The organism is Mucilaginibacter sp. GW822-FHT03E02, assembly GCF_058801545.1.
Map to the genome: position 1 here is coordinate 4,891,896 of NZ_JBXANJ010000001.1, position 25,203 is coordinate 4,917,098.

At 42.2% G+C, this 25,203-nt stretch carries 18 protein-coding genes; 12 read left to right on the plus strand and 6 right to left on the minus strand.

The features are described from left to right. Positions 1-26: 26 nt before the first annotated feature. Positions 27-3,056 (minus strand): sensor histidine kinase, encoded by a 3,030-nt coding sequence (locus AC1RM2_RS20280; protein ID WP_492986976.1) that lies wholly within the window; start codon positions 3,054-3,056, stop codon positions 27-29. 317 nt (positions 3,057-3,373) lie between these two features. Here AC1RM2_RS20280 and AC1RM2_RS20285 point away from each other — a divergent pair, with 317 nt between their 5' ends. From AC1RM2_RS20285 to AC1RM2_RS20300, 4 genes are all read left to right on the plus strand, one after another. Next, the gene (locus tag AC1RM2_RS20285) at positions 3,374-3,937 is read left to right on the plus strand and encodes a hypothetical protein (RefSeq protein ID WP_492986977.1); all 564 of its coding nucleotides are present in this window, start codon (positions 3,374-3,376) and stop codon (positions 3,935-3,937) included. Positions 3,938-4,448: 511 nt separating this feature from the next. After that, a complete protein-coding gene (locus AC1RM2_RS20290; protein ID WP_477383594.1) occupies positions 4,449-4,790 on the plus strand; it encodes an ArsR/SmtB family transcription factor in 342 nt (113 codons plus the stop codon). Continuing rightward, a complete protein-coding gene (locus AC1RM2_RS20295) occupies positions 4,771-5,235 on the plus strand; it encodes an SRPBCC family protein (RefSeq protein WP_492986978.1) in 465 nt (154 codons plus the stop codon). The genes AC1RM2_RS20290 and AC1RM2_RS20295 overlap by 20 nt, the downstream gene beginning before the upstream one ends. Positions 5,236-5,667: 432 nt before the next feature. After that, on the plus strand, positions 5,668-8,409 hold the full coding sequence (locus AC1RM2_RS20300; RefSeq protein ID WP_492986979.1) for a T9SS type B sorting domain-containing protein: 2,742 nt from the start codon (positions 5,668-5,670) through the stop codon (positions 8,407-8,409). A gap of 97 nt (positions 8,410-8,506) precedes the next feature. Here AC1RM2_RS20300 and AC1RM2_RS20305 read toward each other — a convergent pair whose 3' ends face one another. After that, a complete protein-coding gene (locus AC1RM2_RS20305; RefSeq protein ID WP_492986980.1) occupies positions 8,507-9,424 on the minus strand; it encodes a helix-turn-helix domain-containing protein in 918 nt (305 codons plus the stop codon). 598 nt (positions 9,425-10,022) lie between these two features. Here AC1RM2_RS20305 and AC1RM2_RS20310 point away from each other — a divergent pair. The 4 genes from AC1RM2_RS20310 to AC1RM2_RS20325 all read left to right on the plus strand — a co-directional run bounded on the left by AC1RM2_RS20310 (position 10,023) and on the right by AC1RM2_RS20325 (position 13,681). Then, the gene (locus AC1RM2_RS20310; protein ID WP_492986981.1) at positions 10,023-10,622 is read left to right on the plus strand and encodes a GIN domain-containing protein; all 600 of its coding nucleotides are present in this window, start codon (positions 10,023-10,025) and stop codon (positions 10,620-10,622) included. Positions 10,623-10,807: 185 nt separating this feature from the next. Beyond that, the gene (locus tag AC1RM2_RS20315; RefSeq protein ID WP_492986982.1) at positions 10,808-11,695 is read left to right on the plus strand and encodes a universal stress protein; all 888 of its coding nucleotides are present in this window, start codon (positions 10,808-10,810) and stop codon (positions 11,693-11,695) included. 259 nt (positions 11,696-11,954) lie between these two features. Continuing rightward, positions 11,955-12,974: a sensor histidine kinase gene (locus AC1RM2_RS20320; protein WP_492986983.1), complete on the plus strand. Its 1,020-nt coding sequence runs from the start codon at positions 11,955-11,957 to the stop codon at positions 12,972-12,974. Further along, positions 12,971-13,681: a LytR/AlgR family response regulator transcription factor gene (locus AC1RM2_RS20325; protein WP_492986984.1), complete on the plus strand. Its 711-nt coding sequence runs from the start codon at positions 12,971-12,973 to the stop codon at positions 13,679-13,681. The genes AC1RM2_RS20320 and AC1RM2_RS20325 overlap by 4 nt, the downstream gene beginning before the upstream one ends. A 104-nt stretch (positions 13,682-13,785) precedes the next feature. On the opposite strand, the gene AC1RM2_RS20330 is transcribed toward AC1RM2_RS20325, so the two are convergent. Continuing rightward, positions 13,786-13,917 (minus strand): hypothetical protein, encoded by a 132-nt coding sequence (locus AC1RM2_RS20330; protein ID WP_492986985.1) that lies wholly within the window; start codon positions 13,915-13,917, stop codon positions 13,786-13,788. 216 nt (positions 13,918-14,133) lie between these two features. Here AC1RM2_RS20330 and AC1RM2_RS20335 point away from each other — a divergent pair, with 216 nt between their 5' ends. Further along, the gene (locus AC1RM2_RS20335; protein ID WP_492986986.1) at positions 14,134-15,795 is read left to right on the plus strand and encodes a glycoside hydrolase family 28 protein; all 1,662 of its coding nucleotides are present in this window, start codon (positions 14,134-14,136) and stop codon (positions 15,793-15,795) included. A 14-nt stretch (positions 15,796-15,809) separates the two neighbouring features. Here the strand turns inward: AC1RM2_RS20335 and AC1RM2_RS20340 are convergent, their stop codons facing one another. Genes AC1RM2_RS20340 through AC1RM2_RS20350 form a run of 3 tightly spaced genes read right to left on the minus strand, consistent with a single transcriptional unit; the run spans position 15,810 to position 21,813 of the window. Beyond that, positions 15,810-17,501: a glycoside hydrolase family 26 protein gene (locus tag AC1RM2_RS20340; protein ID WP_492986987.1), complete on the minus strand. Its 1,692-nt coding sequence runs from the start codon at positions 17,499-17,501 to the stop codon at positions 15,810-15,812. Positions 17,502-17,506: 5 nt separating this feature from the next. After that, positions 17,507-20,491, minus strand: a complete 2,985-nt coding sequence (locus AC1RM2_RS20345) for a glycosyltransferase family 2 protein (RefSeq protein WP_492986988.1) — start codon at positions 20,489-20,491, stop codon at positions 17,507-17,509. Beyond that, the gene (locus AC1RM2_RS20350) at positions 20,488-21,813 is read right to left on the minus strand and encodes a glycoside hydrolase family 2 TIM barrel-domain containing protein (RefSeq protein WP_492986989.1); all 1,326 of its coding nucleotides are present in this window, start codon (positions 21,811-21,813) and stop codon (positions 20,488-20,490) included. Before AC1RM2_RS20350 ends, AC1RM2_RS20345 begins: the two co-directional genes overlap by 4 nt. Positions 21,814-22,078: 265 nt before the next feature. On the opposite strand from AC1RM2_RS20350, the gene upp reads away from it, so the two are divergent. The 3 genes from upp to AC1RM2_RS20365 all read left to right on the plus strand — a co-directional run bounded on the left by upp (position 22,079) and on the right by AC1RM2_RS20365 (position 25,111). Further along, entirely contained in the window at positions 22,079-22,723 is a 645-nt protein-coding gene (upp, locus tag AC1RM2_RS20355) for a uracil phosphoribosyltransferase (protein ID WP_492986990.1), read from the plus strand. 113 nt (positions 22,724-22,836) lie between these two features. Next, entirely contained in the window at positions 22,837-23,406 is a 570-nt protein-coding gene (locus AC1RM2_RS20360; RefSeq protein ID WP_492986991.1) for a hypothetical protein, read from the plus strand. A 130-nt stretch (positions 23,407-23,536) separates the two neighbouring features. Next, complete coding sequence (locus AC1RM2_RS20365) at positions 23,537-25,111, plus strand: Na+/H+ antiporter (protein ID WP_492986992.1); 1,575 nt, start codon at positions 23,537-23,539, stop codon at positions 25,109-25,111. Positions 25,112-25,203 lie beyond the last annotated feature (92 nt).

The following is a 25,203-nucleotide window of genomic DNA, read 5'->3' on the forward strand; positions in this document are numbered from 1 at the left end:
AACTGGCCTATCACTCTTTTGAGTGATTAAAGCAGGGGTATTATAATGGTAAGTAAAGTACCTTCATTGCTGGCCGACAAAATTGAAATACTCCCTTTCCACTTTGCTAATCGTATTTTCATGTTTTTTATACCATTACGTGCCGTAGGTTGTGCTGGGTCAAAGCCTTTGCCATTGTCTTTAATAATCATTTGCAAATGGTTTTGGTGGCTCTGGAGGTTGATGTCGACATACGTTGCGGCAGCGTGTTTGTAGATGTTGTTTACCGCCTCTTTAAACACCAGGTAAATATCTTTTCTTTTTTCCATGTGCAGCTTTTTGCTGGCTATCTTCTCGTCAAAGTGGAAATGGTAGGCAATGTTTGCACCTTCAAACAATTCGGCGGTATATCTTTTCATCCGGGCCACGGTTTGTTCATAGCTGTCATTAAGGGTGTTTATGCTCCATACAATATCATCTAATGATTGGTTGGAGGCGTTTACTTCTTCGGTTATCCGTTTCAAAAACCTCCGGGCTTGTTCTGGCGCCGATAGGTTGGCGTTGCTGAGTTCGGTAAGTATATTGATGTTGCTGAGGGTTGAACCAATGTCGTCATGTAAATCTGTGGCGATACTATTGCGGATGGCCTGAACGCGCAGCACCTGCCTGATGCGATTAAGGTAGATGGAGTAGATGATGCCGCCGGTGGTTGTTACGGCTAAAACAATAAACCACCAGCTTTTATAATAAGGGGTTTGCACCGAAAAAAACAAGATGGCCTGGTTTGTACTCATGGTACCATCAGCCATTTGCGCTTTAACCCTGAAAATGTAATTGCCCGATAGCAGATTCGAAAACGATATTTGCCGGGTGCGGCCCGCCGAGATCCAATTTTTACTCAGGTCGTTAAGCCGGTAATAATACCTGTTTTGCATGCCATCAACCAGGTTAACCGCGCTAAAGGCGATACTGATATTATTATCATTGGCCGGCAGGCTAATGTTTTGGGCCGGATTTAAATTGTTACCCGACGAAGTTACAGCCGTAATTAATACGCCCGGGGCCCGGCGCGGCCGCAGCAATTGGTTTGGTATCGCGCTGTAAAATATATGAGCAGTATTAAAATATATCTTATCTACGGTGCTGTCGTACTTTACGCTTAACACAGGATCTTCTGACGATGGGTAATAACCGCCAAATAAAAAAAAGTGACCGGTGCCGGGCTCCATGCAGTTTAATCCGTTTTTGGTGCCAATCCACAGGCGGCCTTTATTGTCGGTAGCCAGGCTGTAAACGGTGTTTGATGATAGGGCTTCGGGCATATCAATCTTTTTAAACTTTTGGCTGCTGATGTCAAATTTCACCAGGCCGGCATTAGTGCCCATCCATATTTTGCCCCTGCCATCTGCATAGATGGTATTGATAACCCCATTATCAAAATCGGTATTATAAGCCGGGGGGAACAATGCAAATTGATGATTGGCCCTGCTCCATTTTACCAGCCCGCGGCCTTCGGTACCGCCCATCCACAGATCGCCAAATTCATCCTCGGCAATACAAACGGGGAACCTGATGGGCAGTTGGTTTTTTTTGTCTTTTTTTGAATAAAGCTGCAGGCTATTGTTGGCCAAATTATAAGCGGCAAGTCCATTCCCTTCACCAAGGCCCATCCAAAGTAAGTTTTCGTTGTCGGTAAACTGGGTAATTACCGGGCATTTTCCAATCATTGGTACATTTACAGGCCGGGGCCTGGCCATACCTTTTTTCCATTCATATATGCCTCTCTGTGTACCTATCCAAAATTTATCCCCTCCCGCAGCCCTGATATTCCAGGTGTCATTTACGCCTGTAGTTTCCCCTATTAATATTTCCTTCCATGGCGTATTAAACTGGCTGGTATAAAACACTCCGCCGCCGGTGGTGGTTAAAAAAATATGACCCTTAACCACAAAAATGCCCGATAGATCTATCCCCCGGTGATCTTCGGTGTTATAGGCCGGCAGCTCAGCTGTAGAAACCCCGTTGCCCATGAGCGTATACTTATATAAACCATTGTTAGTGCCCACCCAAAGGTTGCCTTCGGTATCAAACAACGTGCAAAACACATGTTGTTTGGGTAGTAATACGCCGCTTTTAAAACCGGTACGCCCAAAGGCCGATGCGTCGGTATTCCAGTATGCCAGTCCCCCATCGCTTAGGGTACAGGTTGCAAGCCCATTGTTTAGCAGGTTGATGTGCGTGTTATAATATATCTGGCCTTTTCCGGGCAAATGATTGAAGGCCGAGGAAGTAACCTGGCCTGATGTTGAGTTAAAAAAGAAAATACTATCAACCATATGCTTTACAAACCACGAATTACCCTTTTTATCAAATGCGATATCCCTGACATTTAAACTATCTATCACCGATAGGGGATACCTCTTTAACTGGTTTAACGGAATAATTTTATTGCTTGCGGGAGTATAAATATGATATTGAGTTTTTTTACCCTTCACCAATCTGAAAAGAACGCTCCCGTTGGGTAGGGGGTGGATGCTTTCGACGAACATAACCCAGGTTGCTCCCTGGTCATTAGCCCCCCTGGTAAATTGAAGGACGTTAAGGTTTTGATCAAGCTTATAAAGCCCGGTTTGCGAGGCCGCCCATATATTATTTTGCTTATCTACCGATGCGATATAAAAATTATTTTCGAAAGGGAACATTTTTGCCGAAGCCGGCACCAGCAGGTTATTAAATGTATTGACCCTGGTATTAAAAACACATAAGCCGGTTGAGGTGGCTACCAGTAACCGGTGCCCGGGTAATTTTTGTATGGAGATGATATTGTTGCCCGGCAGCGAGCTTGTTGTTTTGGAGTGATAAAAATTTTTAAACTCAACCCCGTCGTACCGGCTTAAGCCGTAGCTGGTACCCAGCCATAAAAAGCCATCATCGTCCTGGCAAATTGTATTGATAGTGGCATCAGGCAAGCCATCTTTTACCGAAATATAAGCCGGCCGGATTTTATCCAGCTTTTGTGCGTGCGCGACAAGCAACACACCATTCAACAGTAAAAGTGAGATGAATTTCCGGTACATTTTTCGAGATAGTTAAAGATATGGTATTCAGCTAATTGTTTGCCTGGCTAAAAAATATTTTAACATACAACAGCCTGGTACCGTCAGGGCAAACGCAGCTAATTGGGTTAACATAACTTAACACATTTCAAATATATTTTTTGTAAATACTTAATAATCATTTTTTTGTATTTTAACATAGTTAACACTAAATTGATCGTTCAATTTAGAAGCATCCAAATACTTGTGCCTGTTGTTGGCCAATACAAGTCCCTTTGGTACCGGGATCATTATCACCACCTAAATTTCCAGATCCACCAAAAAAATAAATAAGCAATATGAAACGTATTATCTTAGGTTTGAAAAACATATTTATGCAACAAAAAATTTGGTTATTTCTTTTTTTATTTCTTGTAATAATATTCCTATTCGTAATTCCAAAATTTAAAAACTTCAATTTCCATATGCGCAAAGGAATGGAAGGGATAAGTGCGGATATGGGGGAATCTAAAAAAAGAGGTGTTTTTGTGCATGGGTATATGCCACCCCAAAATCCCTATAAAATAAATGATAGTTTAGCAGTATATGTTAAATCAGCGTGGCTGGAACATAAATGGACTTATACAGGCTCCTTCAATACACAAGAAACATCTATTGATAGCGAAGGATATACATTAATTGTTATTTCGGATAAAAAAAGTTTAAAAGGTATAGACTACAATTGGCTGATTGGAGCAAAGGAAGACAGCACATTTTATGGTGGCTATGGTAGTTCAATGATGACTGATTTTAACAAGCTTCCCACAAACGACACAATTGTTTGGAAAGTTCAAGCTGGGGATCATGGCTATTCAACTCCAAAGGTCATTATTGGAAAGTTCACCTTATTGGTTGTTAAATAACCCTCCAGCTACTGCGAGTTGTGCCCCCAGTTATCCGTAGTCTTCCGCTGTTCGATCTCCCCAGTTGTTCTTAGTCTGTCGCTGTTCGAATGTCTTTGTATTCGAACGGCTATGCTTGTAGTTTATACCTACTGTATTTTCACTGAATATATGCAACTCCCGGCTGTTTAATTTCATCCGGGTGTTTTTATATACCTGCAGCTTGCGTAAAGGATAGAAACGGGTACCGGCCAATGAGCGTAATGCCTGAAGGCGTATGAGTGGATAGCCTGGCGCCGCTTCTACCAGCGGCGTACCCCATGATTAAGTTAAAAGTTAAAATTCAAAAGTAAAAAATGATTTGGGTGGTGGTTATAGACAGTTAGCAATGGCATATATTTTCAGGCCGCTGCCCGCAGATTCCGCTGTTCGAGGGTCTCAAATCCCATATCTGACATCTCAAATCTAATTAAAAAAACATTTGCGCAAGTAAATGCTTGCGCTTATATTTGCAAGTAAGTACTTGCGAATAATGAAAACCAGACGAGACGTTTACCAGGCCATAGCCGACCCTACCCGAAGGGCCATAATTAACATGATTGCTACGCAGCCGCATAATGTGAACACTATAGCCGCAAACTTTGATGTTACACGACAGGCCATATCGTTGCATATCCAGATCCTGGCCGATTGCGGCCTTATTAACGTTAAGCAGCATGGACGCGACAGGTTTTGCGAAGCCCGGCTCGATCAGCTCGGCGAGGTATCGGCCTGGATAGACCAGTACCGCCAGCATTGGGAAAGTAAATTAGATAATCTTGAAAACTATGTAGTACAATTAAAAAATGAACGAAATGGAAAACACAAAAAGTAACACTGCCGACCGCGAATTACGCCTAACCCGAACATTAGATGCCCCCGTTGAACTGGTATGGGAAGTATGGACCCAGCCAGAGCATATTGCCCAATGGTGGGGGCCAAACGGTTTTACAAACACCATTAGTAAAATGGATGTTGAACCCGAAGGCGAGTGGGACCTGGTAATGCATGGCCCCGACGGAACTGATTATAAAAACAAAAGTATATTTAAGGAGGTTATCCCGTTCAAAAAAATAGTATATGAACATGTTAGCAGTCCTAAGTTTGTTGCCACCATTGAATTTGAAGCAAGGGGCGAACAAACCCATCTTAGCTGGCATATGCTTTTTGAAACACATGAACAATTTATACAAGTTGTAAAAACCTTTAAAGCTGATGAAGGATTGAAGCAGAATTTGGAAAAACTGAACCAGTATGTAAAAGCGCTAAACCAGGGGTAGGTTGTATTTTGCGTGTGGGGATGGTACCGCAATTCATGGTGAAGTGGTATCAAAATGACATGGAGCATGTCTCCGGTTCTATGCCCCAATTTTACAGCCTGTTGAAAGAGTAACAGTAGGCGGATGCGTTAACCCGGGTGGGCAAGTCAACCGGGTTATATGTTTTTAGTATATAGAATTATCGTGGAGAAATATGAAATATGCGCGCTATTAGTTTATAAAAAGGTAATATCCGATGGGTAATTTTTTATATTTGTGTATAAAAATCGATCCTTGTCCAATACTGTTGCTTTTCATATTAAAGGCATATTAATTTGCTTTGCTATCTTTTTTTTAACGTTGTTAAAAGGATATAGTCAGCAATTTTATATAGCGGCATATGATACTAAGCCCTTGCGGCTTCATCGCGTTACCTTAACACCCCAGGGGCCTGTGTCTGTATCAGTTGAAGGATGCGGAGCAGGTGATTTTTTTTCTATAGCTATATTAGGTAATAAAATATATTACAGCAACAGCTCGGCGATGTTTGTTGGCGATATCACGGGTGGCAATTCACCTGCCATTACCAATTGTGTTTTTTTGGGAGCAGGAGGTTTTGGCAATGCGCTTACCGTTGATAAGAAGGGGATATTATACTACGCAACTGGTAACCTGTTATATTCATATGACCCGGTTAAAAGATTGACCATTTTTATAGGGACTATGCCTTATTCTGCCCAGGGCGATCTTATGTTTTATAACAATGAGTTATACATGGCCGCGGCCGAGGGTATAGCGAAAATCAACTTAGCGAATGTTGCGCTAAGCAAATTATATATATCCATACCGGGCGAAAGTATTTACAGTTTAACAGCCGCGTCTATAAATGGAGTGATTAAAGTATATGCTTTTACTGAATATCCCGTACGGCAGATTTATGAGCTTGATATGCAGAAAAGGGTTATTAAAGGTATTGTTGGTGTGCTGCCATATCAAACTTTGGATGCCGCGAGTGACTCGGAAGCAGGCACTGTACAGTATATCAACATCGATCATGTAAACATCCGGCAGGAGTGTAACGTGTTTAATAAAGGACACGCGGAAGTGGTTGCCGGGCCACATACCAGTAATTACACTTATAAACTAAATACCGGGCAAAGCAATCAAACGGGTATTTTTGATAATCTTACACCGGGTAATTATACAGTAAGAATTTCATCAGATGGCACAGAACCGCCAAATGAGGTTACGCTGAAAGTGCCGGATTACACAAGTAATAACCCGGCTATAACCGTTGTTAAAACTAACCCCATTTGCTCAAAAAAAGGAAGTATTAAGCTTGATGCCGGTGCCGCAAATGCAACACTTAGTATTAAGTATAATGAGCAGATTTTTGGCTTTGACCATACTTTTGCCGACCTGGCAGCCGGCAATTATCATTTTACCATATTAAATCAAAATGGCTGTGTAACTGACGAGCGGGATTATACCCTGGCACAGGACGATTGCCCGCCAATACCAGACATTGATAAACAGATATTACAAGAGTGCGATGTTTATAACAAGGGCAGTATAAGAGTGATAACCCCGGCCCATACAGATAATTATACTTATACTTTAAATGGAACAACTAATTCAACAGGGGTATTTAATAATCTGAACCCAGGTAACTATACCGTAGTGGTAGAATCAGACGGATTGAACAAAGCCACAAGCATGAATTTTGAAGTTCCAGATTATTCGCTTCAAAACCCGGTTATTACATTTACGCAAACAAAGCCCCTGTGCAACGCCAAAGGCAGCATTAAACTTGATGCAGGCGTAGCTTCTGCTACCTATAGCATAAAATACAACGGCCAGATTTTTACTTTCGATCATACATTTACCGGTTTAGCTGCCGGTAACTACCATTTTACTATTCTGAACCAAAATGGTTGTATAGCCGATGAAAAAGATTTTAACCTGCAACAAGATAATTGCCCGCCCATAACCATTACAGACGTGCAAATACAAGCCGAATGTAGTGTATATAGGCAAGCCAGTGTAAAAGTAACTACTAAAGCTCACCCCGATACATACACTTACATTTTAAATAATGTAAGTAATAATACAGGAGTATTTGATTTTCTGGCGCCGGGTACCTATACCCTGATAATCAACTCATCAGGCGGCGACCATAAAGAACAGCAGGTAACAGTCCCTGATTTTACGTTAGGCAATCCGACTATAAAATTTACTGAAACCAAACCTTTATGTGATGCAAAAGGCAGCCTGAAATTAGATGCGGGTTCGGTTGGCTCAGCCTACAGCATAAAGTACAACGGCCAGATTTTTACTTTTGATCATACATTTACAGGTTTAGCAGCGGGTAACTACCATTTTACTATCATAAACCAAAATGGTTGTATTGCTGATGAAAAGGATTATACCTTGTTGCAGGATAATTGCCCACCTATCACCATAAATAATATACAAGTGCAGCCGGAGTGCTATGCCTACGGACAGGCCAATGTAAAAGTAACTACCCAAAACCATCCGGATACTTACACTTATACCCTAAATAACGTGAGTAATAGTACAGGGGTATTTGATTTTCTGACACCGGGTACTTACACCTTAATAATTAACTCGTCTGGAGGTGATCATAAGGAACAGCAGGTAGTAGTTCCTGATTTTACATTAGATAAACCGGCCCTTATTTATAAGGTTAAAGCCGCAGTTTGTAAATTACTCGGCGAAGTAAAATTCAGCATAAATGGAGACAGTAAAGGTGCCGTAAAAGTTAAACATGACAATGATGTATTTTCAATTGATCAAACAATTAAAGGCTTAACCCCGGGACCTAATCATTTTATTATACTTAACCAGCAGGGGTGTATTTTAGATGAAATTGATATTGATATAACACAGGATGAATGCGAACCGGTGGTTTTCCCCAACGCGTTTAGCCCTAACGGAGATGGTGTAAACGATATTTTTAGGCCGAACCAGGAAAGTAGCCCCCTCAATTTTAAACTTTATATATATAACCGCTGGGGTAATCAGTTATTTCAGTCGCCCAGTATTTACCAGGGCTGGGATGGAACTTATAAAGGCAAACAGGCTCCGTTTGGCGAGTACTATTGGATTGCCACCTATAATATGCCCGATGGTACAAGCTCACGTCAAAAAGGAACTGTTACCCTTGTCAGATAAAAAAGTACGTCAACTAAGAGTGCCGCCGGTTTGACGAGGCACGTTGGGCTTATTTGTTATAGCAAAAACAATCTGACCTATTTTTCCCATATTTCCGTTAATTGAACGACTGCCTGAACTCCAGCGGCGAAAAATGGGTTTTTGTTTTGAATAATTTGCTGAACGATTGGGGATGTTCAAACCCTAATTCGTAGGCAATCTCGCTTACTGATAAATTGGTAGTGGATAGTTTTTCTTTTGCCTTTTCTATCAGCTTATCGTGAATGTGCTGCTGGGTGCTTTGTCCTGTCAACGTTTTTAATAAGCCGCTTAAATAATTGGGCGATACATTTAGTGTTTCGGCAACGTAAGCAACCGTAGGCAGTCCTTTTTGTGCCAGGGCCTCGCTGCCAAAATAGGTGGTAAGAATAGCTTCCAAACGATCAAGAACCTGGTGGTTTGCTATTTTACGGGTGATAAACTGGCGTTGATAAAACCGTTCGGAGTAGGTGAGCAATAATTCAATTTGAGCAATAATGATGTCCTGGCTAAACTTATCGATGTTTGAATGATATTCCTGCCGGATGTTTTGCATGATACCTCCAATTATGTTTTCCTCCTTCTCCGACAGAAATAAGGCTTCTTTTACCGAATAATCAAAATACTCATAGCGCTTAATTGATTTAGCTAAAGGCGTGTTCCACAAAAAATCGGGATGAAACAATAACATCCAACCGGACTGATTTGATGCGGCATTCAAATCGGTCTCAATTTTTAAAACCTGGCCGGGCGCCATAAAAAACATAATACCATCGTCAAAATCATAATCATGCTGCCCGTATTTCATCCGCGCGTTAAAATTTCTTTTTAATGCAACCGAATAAAAATCTTTTACCATGCTCATTTCGGCGCCGGGTACCTGGGTAACGGTTTCTAAGTTTATAACGCTTATTAACGGATGCTCCGGCTTAGGCAAACCCCTGAACTGGTGAAACTCGCTTATGGTTTTAAACCGCCTGGGTTGCATATTTGGCATATCACAAGATACTTAATTTTAATAAAAGGCAACGGCAATTTCCTAACTAAGCATCTTCACCGCTCTTTATTTTGTCACTTCAAAGGTATGCATCCGGAGATTCCACGGCGTAGCCAAATCTACTATTGTTGTAGCTCAATAATTAGCCAGGGCCAGTATAGGCCTGTGATTGGTGCGGTTCATGCTAACCAAGATGTATTTGCCTGCCCGATGTGTATCATAAACGCACTATTCGCCGTGAAAAAACTCAGCATGCCACGCCATTTTACGCCGCCTGAAAACTGTTTTTGAGGGATAGGATGCTGGTATAAACAACATTATATAGCATGGTAAAAGTTATGAATATTGTATAATATGATGATAATCACTTGTTTAATTGGTTTTTATGCAGGGTGGAGCCCGTTTGATGTAATAGTGTAATTATTACACTAAGATGAATATTATGATGCCAGGAAATCACACCTTTGCAGTGGAAAACAGGACACCAATATACAACCCCACAGGGCGACAATATCGGGTTAAAATTGGCCCCGTTTTTTGGTTGCATTTATAGATAAGCAATGCAATTAATTAACAATTACAATTAAAAAATAGAAAAATGAAAACCAAAATTTTATCCGTAATCACAATGTTTGTTGTTGTGTTAGGATTAACAAAATCAACCTATGCCAGGTCACTAACAATTGATGCCTTCACTGTATTAAATGATATCAGCACCATCAATAAAATAGAAGTTCGTGGTAATGTAGAGTTATACATCTCTGATGCCACCCGCGACCAGGTAAAAGTTTACAATAAATACTATGCCGAACGTGCTTTGGTTCAAACTAAAAATGGTGTATTAAGTATTGCCTCTTATACCACCGAAAAGCTGGTAGTTTGGGTAAGCGCTGCCGACCTGCGTTCAGTTTCGGTATTTGATAACTCATCCGTAACATCTTTTGGTAAACTGTCAAAAATTGAATTTAACGTTGATTTACATAACAACGCGGCAGCCAGTTTAAACTTAGATGCTTTTAGCACTACCTTAACTGTAAAAGATAACGCGACAGCAGATTTGAAAGGCGCAACAGAAGAATTAAACCTTAACAGGGCAATTCAGTCGAATGTTAAAAGCAGCAACTTTGCTGTAACCCATTTAGTTGAAAACAAAGCCATCTTAGCCGCCGGTATGGGCCGCAGTGTAATTGGCATATAAGCCCGACTTTTGCAAAAGTCCATCATATATTACGGGAGCTATCTGCTAAGCAGGTAGCTTTTTTTGTTTCAGGGTTTTGCTTTATGGCAGATATTGATGGAGGACAAGCTTTTAAGTGACGGGGCTCATTTTTTGGCCCAAAGCTTTTACCCAACTTTATAATATCTTATTAAAGTTGAGTCATCATGAAAACTATAGCCGTACTTATCGATTTTTCTGAGCGTTCAGAGCATATAGCCAAATATGCCCTGCACCTGGCCAAAAAAATAAAAGCAGATGTTTTGCTGTTTAATGCATTCCTGGTGCCGGCAGATGTACCTATGGCCGCCGCCCAGCTGGCCTGGCCCGTTTATGAGTACGAAGAAATAAAAAAAGATGCTGAAAAAACTTTAAAAAAGTTATGCGATAAGCTAAAGCACGGCCTCCACGAAAGGCCTTTACCAGGTGCATTTATGCCCGCTATTACCTGCAGGTGCGAAGAAGGCCCGGTTGTAAATGCAATGGCAGTATTGGATGAAAATAAAAATATTGTGCTGTTGGTAGCCGGTACCCACGCGGCCGACACCGTTTCTACATTTGTTTTAGGTAATAATTGCCGCGAGCTTATTGACGATACCAAACTGCCCTTATTGCTGATTCCTGAAAATGCCCCTGTCGAAAATATTGAAAAGATTATTTTTGCAAGCGACCTGGATCCTAACGATGTTAAATATATAAATGCAGTAGCAGGCCTGGCGCATCAATATGCGGCCAACATAGTGATTGGGAATGTTAACCCCGAGTTGCCCGCAGATACCAAACATAACAAAGCAGAAAATTCGTTTATGCAGGAGGTGGTACTTAAGGTTGATTACAGACGCATTAGTTATCGCAATTTCCCCAGCGAAGATGTAAAAAAGGGATTGGCCTGGGTATTGGAAAGCCAAAAGCCGGATATGCTGGTGATGGTTCACCGGAAAAGCAACCTGCTTGATTTCTTTTTTAAATCGAGCGTTACTAAAAAAATTGCTGCAAATACTACAGTACCCTTGCTGGTTTATCCATATCCAATGGATCCGGTTCCTGAATTTTAGGCTAAAGAATAATAAGATGCAACTCTTGGGATGCTTTTAAATTGATAAGACTTATTGCACCCCAAAAACCATCCGTAATACCCCGGTTACCTGAATTTTTGCGGCAATTACCGCGGAAAATACCCCAACGATGTAAAACAGTACCCGAAAACAAAAAAGGTTGGTATTTTTGAATAGGAGCAGCCCGCATGCAGTAAGAATAGATAATTCATTCATAATGCTGCCTGCTGGCTCCCCAATTTAAAAACAAAAAAATTTGATGGAAATATCCAGGTACAAACCGGGCATTATTCAGCTCCAGGTGCTGATATGGGTGGCTGTACTGCTGTTAATTTTCTTTTCGTTGTTACCGATGGATGGTTTGCCAAAATCGGTTATCTATACGGTAGTCAACACAACATCGTATGCCGTTATTATTTATGGCAACATTCTTATTTTATACCCTGTATTTTATCAGAAGGGCAAATTTATTTGGTATGGCACCCTGGTGGTAATTTTTCTGTTAGTTATGGGGATTTTGCGGGGCTACGCATTAATAACCTTATACCAGCATTATGCATTGATGAAAACAGCGCCGCTAAGTTTGCCCACACTGCTTGGCTATGTTCCTGGCGGTATACTTATCTATGTTCTCAGCCTGGTTTTCCGGATATCCATTGCCTATTTTGCCCTTAAACAACAAACGGAAGAAATAATGTTGCAAAAAAGCCAGGCCGAACTTAATTTGCTTAAATCGCAGGTGCAGCCGCACTTTCTGTTCAATACGTTAAATAACATTTATTATAAAGTGTATAAGGTTGATCCCTTATCGGCCGGGTTAATAGAGCGGCTATCGGATATCATGCGTTATTTTGTTGACGAAAGCCCCAAAGATATAGTACCGGTAAATACCGAAGTGGCGTTTATTGAAAACTATATGGAACTCGAAAAAATCCGGATAAGGCATGGCGCTACCATTAATTTCGAGAAGGCATATAACCCCGAACTGCGTATCCCACCTATGTTGCTCATGACCTTTGTTGAAAATGTTTTCAAACATGGTATTGATAAGTCGCTCATGCAAAATGAGGTGAATATTTCGCTGGTCCAAAAGGAAGGCTATTTGCTTTTTAAAACAAGCAATCGTACAATTGCATCAACGGTTACCGGGCCATCAAAGGGGTTTGGGATAGCCAACTTAACCAAAAGGCTCTCCATGCTATATGGTTCGAATTTTGAACTGGATATTGATACTACGGGCGGGTTATACACCGCATTGCTAAAAATACCGCTCCAATGAATTTAAGCTGCATTATTATTGATGACGAACCAGACGCGGTTGACCTGCTGGAATTGCTGATGAAACAAAGCACCCGGTGGCAGTTAAAAGCTAAATGCTATAACGCTTTGGAAGCGCTTGCGTTTTTAAAAACAAACCAGGTTGATTTTATTTTTTTGGATATTAATATGCCGCAGCTTACCGGCATGGAGTTGGCTGCGCTTTTGCCATCCCGAACCAGGATTGTTTTCACCACAGCTTATTCAGAATATGCTGCGGAAAGCTACACGTATAACACCATCGACTACCTGCTGAAACCCATTACCTTAAAACGTTTCCTGTCATCGGTACAAAAAGTAGAGGCTTATTTTGTAAAACCCCAACCGGAGCAGCAGCCGGATGCCGTGCAGGCTCAGGATTTTTTTTTCGTAAAATCGGGTAAAACATTAAGGAGGATAGTGTTAAGGGATATACTGTATTTTGAGGGCGAAAAGGATTATGTAAGGCTGGTAACCGGCGGCGAACAATTGTTGATATACCGGCGTTTAAAAGATATTGAAGAGCAGCTTAATCCGCCATTTATCAGGGTTCATAATTCCTATATTATCAACTATGAACAGCTTAGCAAAATTGAGGATAACCATATTTATATTGCCGATAAACGAATCCCCGTCAGCGAAAAATTCAGGGAGGGATTTATGGAAATCATTAACAGCAAGAAATTCTGAGTTGAAGTAGCAAACCTCCGCGCGGCTCTGGAACACAACCTAATAAAAGCACACTTGCTCAGGTGGCTTTTTTACTGCGAATTTCGTTGATGTAGGTACGCCATTCATTGTTGGCTACCGTGCCGGCGGTAATCGGGGCTTCGCTCCTCAAAATGGGCAAGAAATATATTGCCGGGCAGAAAAAAGACGGACACAACGGCTGCTTCCACCCAAAGGCTATTGGTATTCCAGGTCATAAGTTGTCATTTTATAAATAAAGATAGTATTGTTTGTTTTTAAACAAAAGACTGGCCGGATAAATGACAATCCGGATTATTGTTTAGCCAAAAAGTGGTTGATATCCCCATAAAAATAAACTTAATTTTGATTTGGCCAATGACCCTTAACAACCAATTATAACCGGTTAAACGCGCACAACGGGCCCTGAGAAACACTTTACTATCTGATGATCAATGGAAACTTACGACGATAATTTTTCACGACGCAACTGGCTAAAAACAGTTACAAAAGCTTCTGCCGGCGCAGGCATAATTGCCGCCGCACCCGCGCTTTTGCATGCACAACCTGCAAATATCCAAAAAGCCGACCCGCTGTTGGGTACCCGCATTTACAACATTATGGATTATGGCGCCAAAGGCGATGGCGTAACACTTGATACCAAGGCGCTGCAAACTGCTATTGACGCCTGCAATAAAGACCAGGGCGGCACGGTACTGGTGCCTGCCGGGGTGTTTGTTATAGGCACGGTTGAACTGAAAAGCAATGTTACCCTGCACATAGCCGCACAAGGTAAGTTATTGGGCAGCGCCGATGGTAAACAATACTACGCTGCACAGGCCATCCCGCTTACAGGCGATACCACGTTAAATGATGGCAATGTAGGCCTGCTATTTGCGGTAAAAGCCGATAATATTCGTGTGGAAGGGCCAGGCACTATTGACGGGCAGGGTGCGCAATTCCGCAGCCCCACAAAAGGAGCGCCTTCGCCGGCGGGTATCAGCGGCAATCACCGCCCTTATCATTTGCTTTTTTACCAATGTCAAAACGTTATTGTTAATGATATTTTTTTGAAAGATTGTGCCTACCATTCAGTACGGATTATCCAAAGCAGTTATGTTAAACTCGATGGGATCCATATCCGCGGCCGGGTAATCCATAATAATGATGGTTTCCATTTCATCAGTTGCCAGCATGTTCATATGGTTAATTGCGATGTACAATCGCAGGATGATGCCTGCGCATTGTTTGGCAGCTGCAAGTTTATTACCATCACCAATTGTACGTTCAGTACCAGGTGGTCAGTTTTTCGTTTTGGCGGCGGGGTTGCCGAAAATATTACAATTTCCAACTGCATTATTTTAGAAGCCTATGGCTGCCCTATAAAAATGCGCTGCGAGCGCCACTCGCGGATGGAAAATATTTCGTTCTCCAACCTGGTGATGCATAAGGTAACCGGCCCCATATCAATAGGCATGGGCTCGGTAGATGACCCGGGTATTGCGCGTAATATATCATTCAATGGCATTCACGCCAATGTTGTTGTGCCCGTTCAGCTTGCCGATGCCGAATTCACCAGCAATTACCACCCCGGCGAAATAAAATCATGTATAGCCATTAATGGCGCCGAAGGTTTTTTACTTCAGAATATCAGCTTTAATGATGTTCATATCACCTTTGCCGGAGGGGGCACGGCAGAAGACGCGGCGGTACGCGATGTGCCTAAAAATGCGGGCGAATATTATGCCGATGGGGTTTTTCCGGCTTATGGTTTATATGCGCGTTATGCTCAGGGCCTTACACTGAATAACGTAAGGTTTGAAGTTGCCACGCCCGAGCTAAGGCCAGCCTTGGTTTTTGATAAGGTAACAGATGCCGCAATAAATGGCCTGAACGCCCAGGGTAATAAAGATGCCGAATCGGTGTTGCGGTTGATTAATACGCAGGATGTTTTATTAACCGCAACGCGTGTGCTTAGCCAGGCAGCTGTTTTTATGCATGTTGAAGGTGCCGCCAGCAGCAATATTAAAATTGATGGCGGTGATATTTCAAAAGCCGGCGTTGCTTTATCATTTGCTGCAGGAGCCACAAAAAATGTTGTAAAATTGCGCGATTAATTTTTGCGTTTATTTTACTGTTTCAACAGGCTGCAAAATTTGGCCATAGATTTGGGGGTCATGCTCCAGTCGGGGGCTTTAATGCTGCCCCAGGCTTTGGGGTTATCATATAAGTTAAAGTAGCACACGCCAAAAACATGCGGATTGGCATTTATTGTTTTGGCGGCATCGGCAAGCCATTTGTCTTGAAAATTCTCTGATCCTTTAACGCCAAACTCGGTTATAAATAAGGGTTTATCCAAAAATCTCATCCGGAAATACTTTCTGCTAAAGATGTTGCTGAAGGCTTCCTGCTTATCCTGGTCGGTTATGTTTTTATCGGGCAGGCCATAAATGGCAATGCTTATATAATCAACCACATCGCTGCCAGGCCAAAAATCAGCTGATCCCCTATCGCCGGCAGGGCCCCAAACTTTTTTTACATTTTTGCCTGGCCCGCCGTTAAACTGCATAAAATAACGGTAAGCGGCAATGTAGGTAACCGGATCCTGGCTTTGCCATGCGTAACGGTGAATCGGGATCTCCATTTCGTGCATCCATCGCAAATAAACCGTTTGGTTGGTTGCCGAAATAATGCGGAATAACGTTTTAATCTGCTGATCAAAAGTGCCATTCAATATCCTTTCTAAAGTAAGGGTATCGGCTTTGTGAGCAACATCTTTCCAGGGCTCCATGGTAACAATAACGTCATGGTGGCGGCCTGTAACTTCTAAAAAGCTTTTTTCAAATTCGCCGCGCTCTACTTGTCCCAAATCGGTAAATAAATGTTCAACGCTGATGGCTTTTTGATTAAGCAATCGTTTATTCGGGTCAAAAACGCCAACCATCAAAGCTTTCCTGGCAGATTTGGGTTTGCAGCTATCTGCGTAATTGCTATCCGAATATACCGTTTGGCGGTATTTGTTAATGTAGGCCTTCTCCTCGGCCAGCCATGATGCATTGAAAGCGCCTTTGGTAATGTTCCAAACGTCCACAATTAAAACCGGCTTATTAATAAACCGTAAGCGGTGCAGTTTCTGCCTCATCATCTCCTGTGGTGTTTTCACCATCGGGAAATAATTGAGGCTGTATTCAGATGGACTGCCAAGGGTGATGCTTACATAATCAACATTTTTATTTCCGGGCCAATATTCGGTATCGCCGGGATAGCCGGATGGGCTCCACACTACTTTAGCCTTGGGTGCATACTGCTTTAGCTTTTTTGAAAAATAATTAAATGCGGTAATGTACGATGCCGGCGATTGATATTGCCAGGGATAAAAATTTGTAGGCACCTCCATATCCGGGTTCCAGCGGATGTATGCCTGGTGGGGTGCTTTTACAATGATGGACGCTAATTCGCGTATCTGGTCGTCAAATTTTCCTTTTTTTAACTCTGTTAACACATCGGTATTATAGTTTACGCCCGATAGCCACGTTTCAACAGTTAACATTACATCGTGCTTTGCCAGCTCGTTTTCAATATCGCCCTTGTCCGACCATAGCGCGTTGTTTCGCCAAACTGCCTTATATGCCGCTACATTACCCGGCTGCAAATCGCTGCCCGGATTGTTAGCGTTAAAAACGGCAAGTAAACGGTCATCGGCCGGGTAATAAATGTTAAGATAATAAGAACGGTACAGCGGATTAAGCAGCCAAAGCGCCAAACCCAGCAACACAATGCCCAAACCAATAAATAAATAACGTTTTGAACGGGTACTTTTCAAGGTTGTTAATTTTTAAGTGGAGTATTTAATGTAACATAATCATCATTGACATTGGTGCCGTTTACAGCCACCATGTATAAACGGTAGCTGTTGTTGTTTGGCGGTATATTAACATAAACGGTGGGGCCTTCGCCAACTTTGCTCATATTAGTAGCTGTGCCAAGCGCATTGGTTTTAACCAGGTACCATTCAAAACGCAGGTTGGTTTTTAAAAAAGTGGCAACATTCCATTTATCATACGCATATACCAACGCGCTATAAGGTAATAAGGCGCCTGTGGTAGTTGTTAATGCAGGTCTTAAAATTCTTACCGGTGGCAAATCATTACCAGGTATTTTACCGTGCCAGGTTGCGCTTATTTGATACAAATAAGGCTTGTTGCGGCCCCATACATCTTTCAACCCATCAAAAGTGGTAACCGAACCGCTTTGCTGGTCCTGCCAGCTGGCATAAAAAACACCTGTTCGTGGCCATACGGCTTTTTGTAAACCTTTTGGATTTACATTGCTCATAAAGTAAGGGGCGCCGATACCGGTGGTAACATATTTTAACGATTGCTTATCCTTAACAATAAGGCCAAAAGCATCTATGGCCGGTATTTGGGCGTGCAGTAAATTTACGGTGGTTGCCAATTCAGGTACCGACAGTACATCAAACGTTACGGGCCGTGCCGGATCTGCAAGTTTAATATCGTTAACCAAATGTTTTAACCACCTGATGTAGCGGTACCGGGCATAAAATATTTGCGGCGCATGATAAAAACGGTTTAATTGCTGGTAGCTGTAATTGGCCAAATTCCAGGCGGTGATACTGGTATTGGTTTTGTTTTTATTTACGGTTTTTAAGATGAGCGAGGCCAGGTCGTTTAAATTGTCAGCGTCATCAATAAAGTTTTGGGCATCGGGTATCCAAAAACTATAATGAATTTTAAGCCCATGTTGCGCGGCAGCCTCAAAAGTAGAGTGATCGTAAATATTGGGCCCGTATATTTTTACGGTATTTACACCAGCCTTACGCATCTCGTCAAAATCATTGACGATTATATTTTTTGTGAGCGGCGATATGTTTTTATACCAATAGTGGCCCTTTGGATAAATAACGCCCTGAACATCTGTAAATACACGGGGATTTAACAGGATCTTCTTCACTTCGGCAAGCCTGTCGTTTTCGGCTTTAACGCTATCTGTAGATGAAGCCGGCCTTGCAACGGGGGCGTACAATCTGTTTTGATTAACAACTTGCCATAAACCGGCGGTATCTGTGGTCGTATTTTTAATAATGGAGTTTTCGCCGTTATGCACTCCTTCAAAGTTGATATTACCCATGTCGGCATCATCATCGTTGTCCTTACTTGATACGTAAACGCTGATGCAGATAACAAGTACCGTAAGTATCATGCTTACTTTTCGTACGCCGGTATAAATCTTTCTTCGTAGCAGCCAAAAATATTTTTTTCCGGTTTTTACGTTACTTGCAATATTGAACATGGTGCTATGGTTGCCCAAATACATCTGTAGCTTAAGCTCAGAACTGGCTATCAGCATAAATACCATAAACATGCAATTTAACAACGCAATTGCCGACATGAAAAATGTAAACGGGCTCCAGTCGGTATAAAGGCCATAAGCTATGGCCGCCAGTGACACCACCAGCACGGCAATGTTAGGCAGGTTGTTTTTTAAATTTTTCTCGTCCTTAACATCTTTAGGGGTTGGGATGTACGGAACATTTTTACGGATGATGGTGTATACAAAACCTAATATAAAAATCCACCAGGTGCCGATGAGTAACAGTCCGCCAACTGCATGAAAGCCCCTTTCGTTATCCTCCATTACCCATTCCTGTACAAAGTGTCTTATCAAAACAACCGATGTAATAAAAGGAATGCTGATGACCAAAAATTCTGAAAAGTCCATTTTTAACGGATACACATCCATGAACAGCGATAAAATAGGGATAGAAAAATTGATTAAAAATATAAAACCCGATAAGTAAAAAAGGGGCAGCAACCCGTAATGAATTTTTTGCCGCCAGGTAAATTTTGTAAACAGCTTTACATATGAAGTAACCAGTAGCTCGAAAACCCCGCGCGACCATTTTATTTGCTGCTTATAATAGGCTGATAAAGTAGCAGGCACCAGGCCGCGGGCAAGTACCTGCGGCACATAAACAGATTTCCATTGTTTGGCGTGCAATTGCATGGCGGTATGCATGTCTTCGGCCAGCCCCGCGGCATGCCCGCCTATTGACTCCAGCGCGGTGCGCCTGAAGGTACAATTGGCGCCAATAGCCTGGGCGGTACCATAGCTGTTCATGCACATCATCATGGGGCCGTAAAAATGGTAGGTTTGTTGCGCCGCGCCCTTTGCAATCCAGCCAATGCGCTGGTTATAATACGCCTGTACTACCTGCACATACCCTATTTCGGGATTATCAAAATGCGCCACAATAGGATCAAGGAATTCGGGGAAAGGTACATGGTCAGGATCAAGCACCAGGCACAACTCGCCTGATGATTGCGCCAAAGCATTATTGATATTACCCGCTTTGGCATTTATTTTTTTAATACGGGTAACATGGTGTACCCCCAATTGCTCGCAAACCGACTTCAGGTACGGGTCGTCGGCCTCATCGCATAAATAAGTTTGATGCGGGTAGGTTATATTTTGTATGGCGGTAAGCGTTTCTAAAATCATTTCGTAGGGCTCGCCCGCGCAAAATGTTGTAAAAATATCTACCGTATATTGCCTGGTAACCGGCGGCGTAGCTGGTACGCTGATAGACCAATAGTGGTACCACTCATAAATCACCTTAAAAAAGGTATAAACAAAGGTTACAATAAGCAGCCAGTAAAGGGGCCTATAACCAATAACCGATTCGTGAAGTAAGCTATACATGAAAAAAAACATGCAGGCCAGCCCTATCACTATCATCAGCCTTAAATTAAGCAATTGCTTTTTTGAAGGTGGTTTTATATTACTACTATTCATGGATTATACAGCACGTAAAAAGGGACATTAGCAGTGGCGAAATAGCCGTTATTGTTATATACATACACGTATAAGCGGTATGGGCCTTCGGTTTCCGGTACTTTAAATTTAATTATAGGCCCATTATTTTCGGTAACTGCGTTTTTGATATCCTTTAACGGCTTATCGTTAAAAATACCATTTGGCTTAAACCAGTCCTCGGCAAACAGCTGCCATTTATAGGTCAGTTTAGCAGTGCCAGGCTCATTCATGTATGCAATAGCGAAAGAGGTGGTTTTGGGGCTAAGCAAAATATTATCGCGCCCGCCTTTATTCTCCACCAGCATGTATTTTATATCAGGCGCCCTGGCGGGCGACTTTTTTCCCGTCCATAAATATTGCATGGCGTTAACTATTTCGGTTTGCCCGCCATGCTCATCAAAAAGGCTAAACCAGGTGGGGGTAAGTTCCTGCTTTTGTCCCCAGTAAAAAACCATCGAGCCTAAAAATCTCGGGTTATCAACCGGCATGTAGTTACGATAGGTGGCTAAATATTGTTCTGCTTTTTTTGTACTGGTATTTTCTACATAAGCGCCCCATACATTTTGGCTGGCTGCCACCCAAGGGCCTTCAACAGACCACTCTGTTATTAAAAACGGACCGCTCCAAAGCCATTTAAAATCCTGCAGGTCCTGTTTTAAGGTTTGTATCGAACCAAAAATATTGAAAGATATAAAATCAATTTTTGTACGGTACCTTATATTAAAGATATTTTCTTTTTGAAATGTCATCACCGTTGTGGTTATCGGGTGCTGCGGATCGTTCTGGTGAATGACATCGACCAGGTTATTAAAAACAGTATAAAACTGGTTAAACCGGGGCCTGAACGGGAATGTGAGCTCGTTACCCAGGCACCAGCACAAAAGAGCCGGATGATTTTTGTATTTGTTAACTATAGCGGTAATTTTTTCGGTAAAAACAGCAGCCTGCGTTGTATTATAAAACTCGTCCATCCGGAGGCTGGGCGGCATGGGCAAACCTACTATTACCGCTAAATTGTTGGCCTGTGCCGAATCTAATATATTAGCCAGGTGCACGGTATCCCAAACCCTTATGGTATTGCCCCCCGCTTCTTTTAACCGTTTAAGATTGGTATAACCCGCTGCCCCTTTTACCAAAAAAGGCTGACCTTGGCGGTATAAAGTATATTTGCCGTTTTCATTTTTAATGTAAACAGTTTTGTTGGTATCATTTACCGGTTGCGCCTTATTACAGGCAAAGGAAAAGAAACATGATATTAAAATAAAATAAGTGACAACTAATCTGAAAGGGTAAAATTTCATAATTTTAGTTCAATTCGCTTAAAATTGAAATTTGGTTAGTGACTAAGGTAAATTTTGAGCGTTACATTTTTGAAACTAAACATACAGCTTTTTACGAGATATTAATATTTTATGTTGTGACGGAGTTCTTTATTCCGGGACAGGTAGCAAAGGCCGATGCCGCCCAGGGGCAACAATACAGGTTTTGTTTTTAATAGTATGTGGCTAAAAGGCCTGCTGCAAAATAAATAATCCCGTTTTCATTCAAAATAACTTAATTTTAAACATGATTTTCGTCCTCAATAAAACCAACACAATTGCCAACCAGTTTTTGGCCGAATTGCGCGATACGGAAATTCAGCAGGATAAGGCCCGCTTTAGGCGCAATCAGGAAAAACTGGGCGAAATTTTGGCCTATGAGCTTAGCAAAACCCTGCATTACCAATCCAAAGAAGTACAAACCCCTTTGGGCATAGCCAATATCAATACTCCTGCCGACCAGCCCGTGTTAGGTACCATCCTGCGGGCCGGGCTGCCATTTCACCAGGGCTTTATGCATTTTTTCGATCAATCCGAATCGGCATTTATAACCGCCTATCGTAAGGTAAAAAGTGGAGGTTCGTTCCTTATCCAGGTAGACCATATCTCGACCCCGAACCTGGATGATAAAATCCTGATCCTGTGCGATACCATGCTGGCTACCGGCCAAAGCCTGGTATCTGTTTGTAAGGAGCTGATGGCACAATATAATATTAAAGAGCTGCACATTGCCGCCGTGATTGCAAGTACTGTGGGTATAGCACATGTGCGTGCCAACCTGCCTAAAGCCAAACTATGGGTGTGTGCTATTGACGAGGAAATGACCAGCAAAGCCTATATTGTACCCGGCCTGGGCGATGCCGGCGATCTGGCGTTTGGCGAGAAGGTGTAGTGTGATTTCGGATTTGGGATTTTCGATTTCGGATTAATAAATTTTAGAATAATTTGGAGATACTAATTGTGGATTAAAAAGGTTTATAAAACAGCCAATTAATCCAGCTTTTGATGGTACTGCAATTTTCTGAGCAAATAATAAATAACTTTTTAGTGCCGTCATTTTCTTTGGCAAAAGGCGAAATCGTAATTATTCAGATTCCGGAGGGAGCGCTTTTTTATCCTCTTAAACAGCAAATAGTGGAAGTGCTTACTGGTAAGGTTGTTAATGATGGTATTGAAATTGTTTCCCCGTTGAAATTTGTTGCCGATTTTAAAGAGCCTTATTTTCGATACCGCTTCTTTCCCACTACGATTGGTAGCTATCACAATAAATATGCTAACAAGGCTAATCCGGTTTATACAAATATCTACGGAACAGAAGGGATTACTCCGCAAACTAAGGTAAAAACGGCAGACAACACTTTAAGAAGACTCATTTCCCTTTATACCACATTATCATGGACAAATAATATTGTTTTTGATTTGGCAGGCATTGGCCCCCAGGGAGGGCAGGATATTTATAGAATTGTTAAAACGATGGTAAACTCCGGAGGCGCCGCCATATTGATTGATCGTTGTGACGAATTTCAAAATGACTGCACAACGTTTATTAAGGCCAGGTATGTTGATAGCCTTTAGCTAAAGGGGGGTGGAACAATAACTACAATGTCTATTTATTTCAATTTCTATACGGTAAACAGATTTGTTCAATCATTATAAATTACATCCGCTTTTTTATAAATTAGGCTGTAGTTTAAACACTGTGCAAATGCTTGACGATTTTCCGTTTTATTTATGCCTGGTTATTGTGATATTATTACTGATAATGCTGAGCAGGAAAATAAAAGTTGCCTATCCTGTTTTACTGGTATTGGCCGGATTGGGGATCAGTTTTATCCCGGGCCTGCCTACATTGCATATCGAATCGGAATTGATTTTTATTTTGTTCCTTCCTCCCTTACTATATGATGCGGCATGGCACATTTCATGGAAAGAACTTTGGCACTGGCGACGGATCATCGGAAGCTTTGCCTTCCTGGTTGTATTTTTTACTGCCCTGGCAGTAGCATTGGTTGTTAATTATTTTATCCCCGGCTTTACGCTGGCCCTTGGTTTTTTATTGGGAGCAATAGTTTCGCCGCCGGACGCGGTAAGCGTGGGGGCCATTTTAAAATTTGTAAAAGTACCCAAGCGGCTATCTTATGTTTTAGAGGGCGAAAGTCTTTTAAATGATGCGTCCTCGCTCATCATTTTTCGCTTTGCGCTGATAGCGGTGGCAACCGGCAGCTTTGTTTGGCATCAGGCTGCTTTAAGCTTTGTGTGGATGCTGGCAGGCGGCATCGGCATCGGCCTTATTATTGGCTACATGTTTATGAAAACACATAAATATCTGCCAACTGATACCAATACAGATATCGCATTATCCCTGTTAACGCCCTATATCATGTATATAGCTGCCGAGTCCGTCCATAGTTCGGGCGTGCTGGCCGTGGTGAGTGGCGGCCTGCTGCTATCCAACTACCGGTTACGCTACCTGAGCAGTAGTTCAAGGCTGGGTGGTTTAAACGTTTGGGACAGCCTTAGCTTTGTGCTCAACGGTTTGGTATTTATGATCATAGGGCTCGATTTGCCCCAGATTACGGCCGGGCTCGAACGTGTATCCATTGCTACAGCTATTGGTTATGGTTTATTGGTAACCGGGGTTTTAATAGCCGGGCGAATTTTATCGGCCTTTGCCGCCGTGTTGGTTACCCTGGTAGCCCGAAATTTTATAACTGTTGCCGATGCGAGAAACCCCGGCTTTAAGCTTCCTTTTTTGATTGGCTGGTCGGGTATGCGTGGCGTAGTGTCATTGGCATCCGCTTTATCGATACCGGTTTACCTGGCCAACGGATCTGCCTTTCCGCAGCGGAACCTTATTTTGTTCATCACATTTATAGTCATTTTAACCACCTTATTGCTGCAGGGTTTAACCTTGCCTTACCTGATCAGGAAGCTGAATTTAACCGACCCGGATGAAGTGGCGCCCGACGAAGAGGTCTACAACGATATCAGGAAGCAATTAAACCAGCATGCGCTGCTATATTTAAATTCAAACTGCTGCGAGCAAGTGAGCAGGCAGCCAATGCTTCAGCAAATGGCACTTAAGTGGCAAAATAACGATCAATCAGCTGATGGTTTATTGATGACAGAAGAATCTAAATCCGTTTACCGCGATGTACTGAACCTGCAAAGGAAATGGCTGATCAGCAAGAATAAAGAAGACGTGAACATCGACGAAGAAATCATCCGTCGGCACCTGTTATACCTTGACCTGGAGGAAGAAAAACTGCAATTTATTTAGACTGCATTGCTATCATAACATAGATCCGCCCTCCCTGGCAGAAGCACGGCTGCTTTAGGCCGGTAAATCACATTGTAACAGCGCACCAGGAA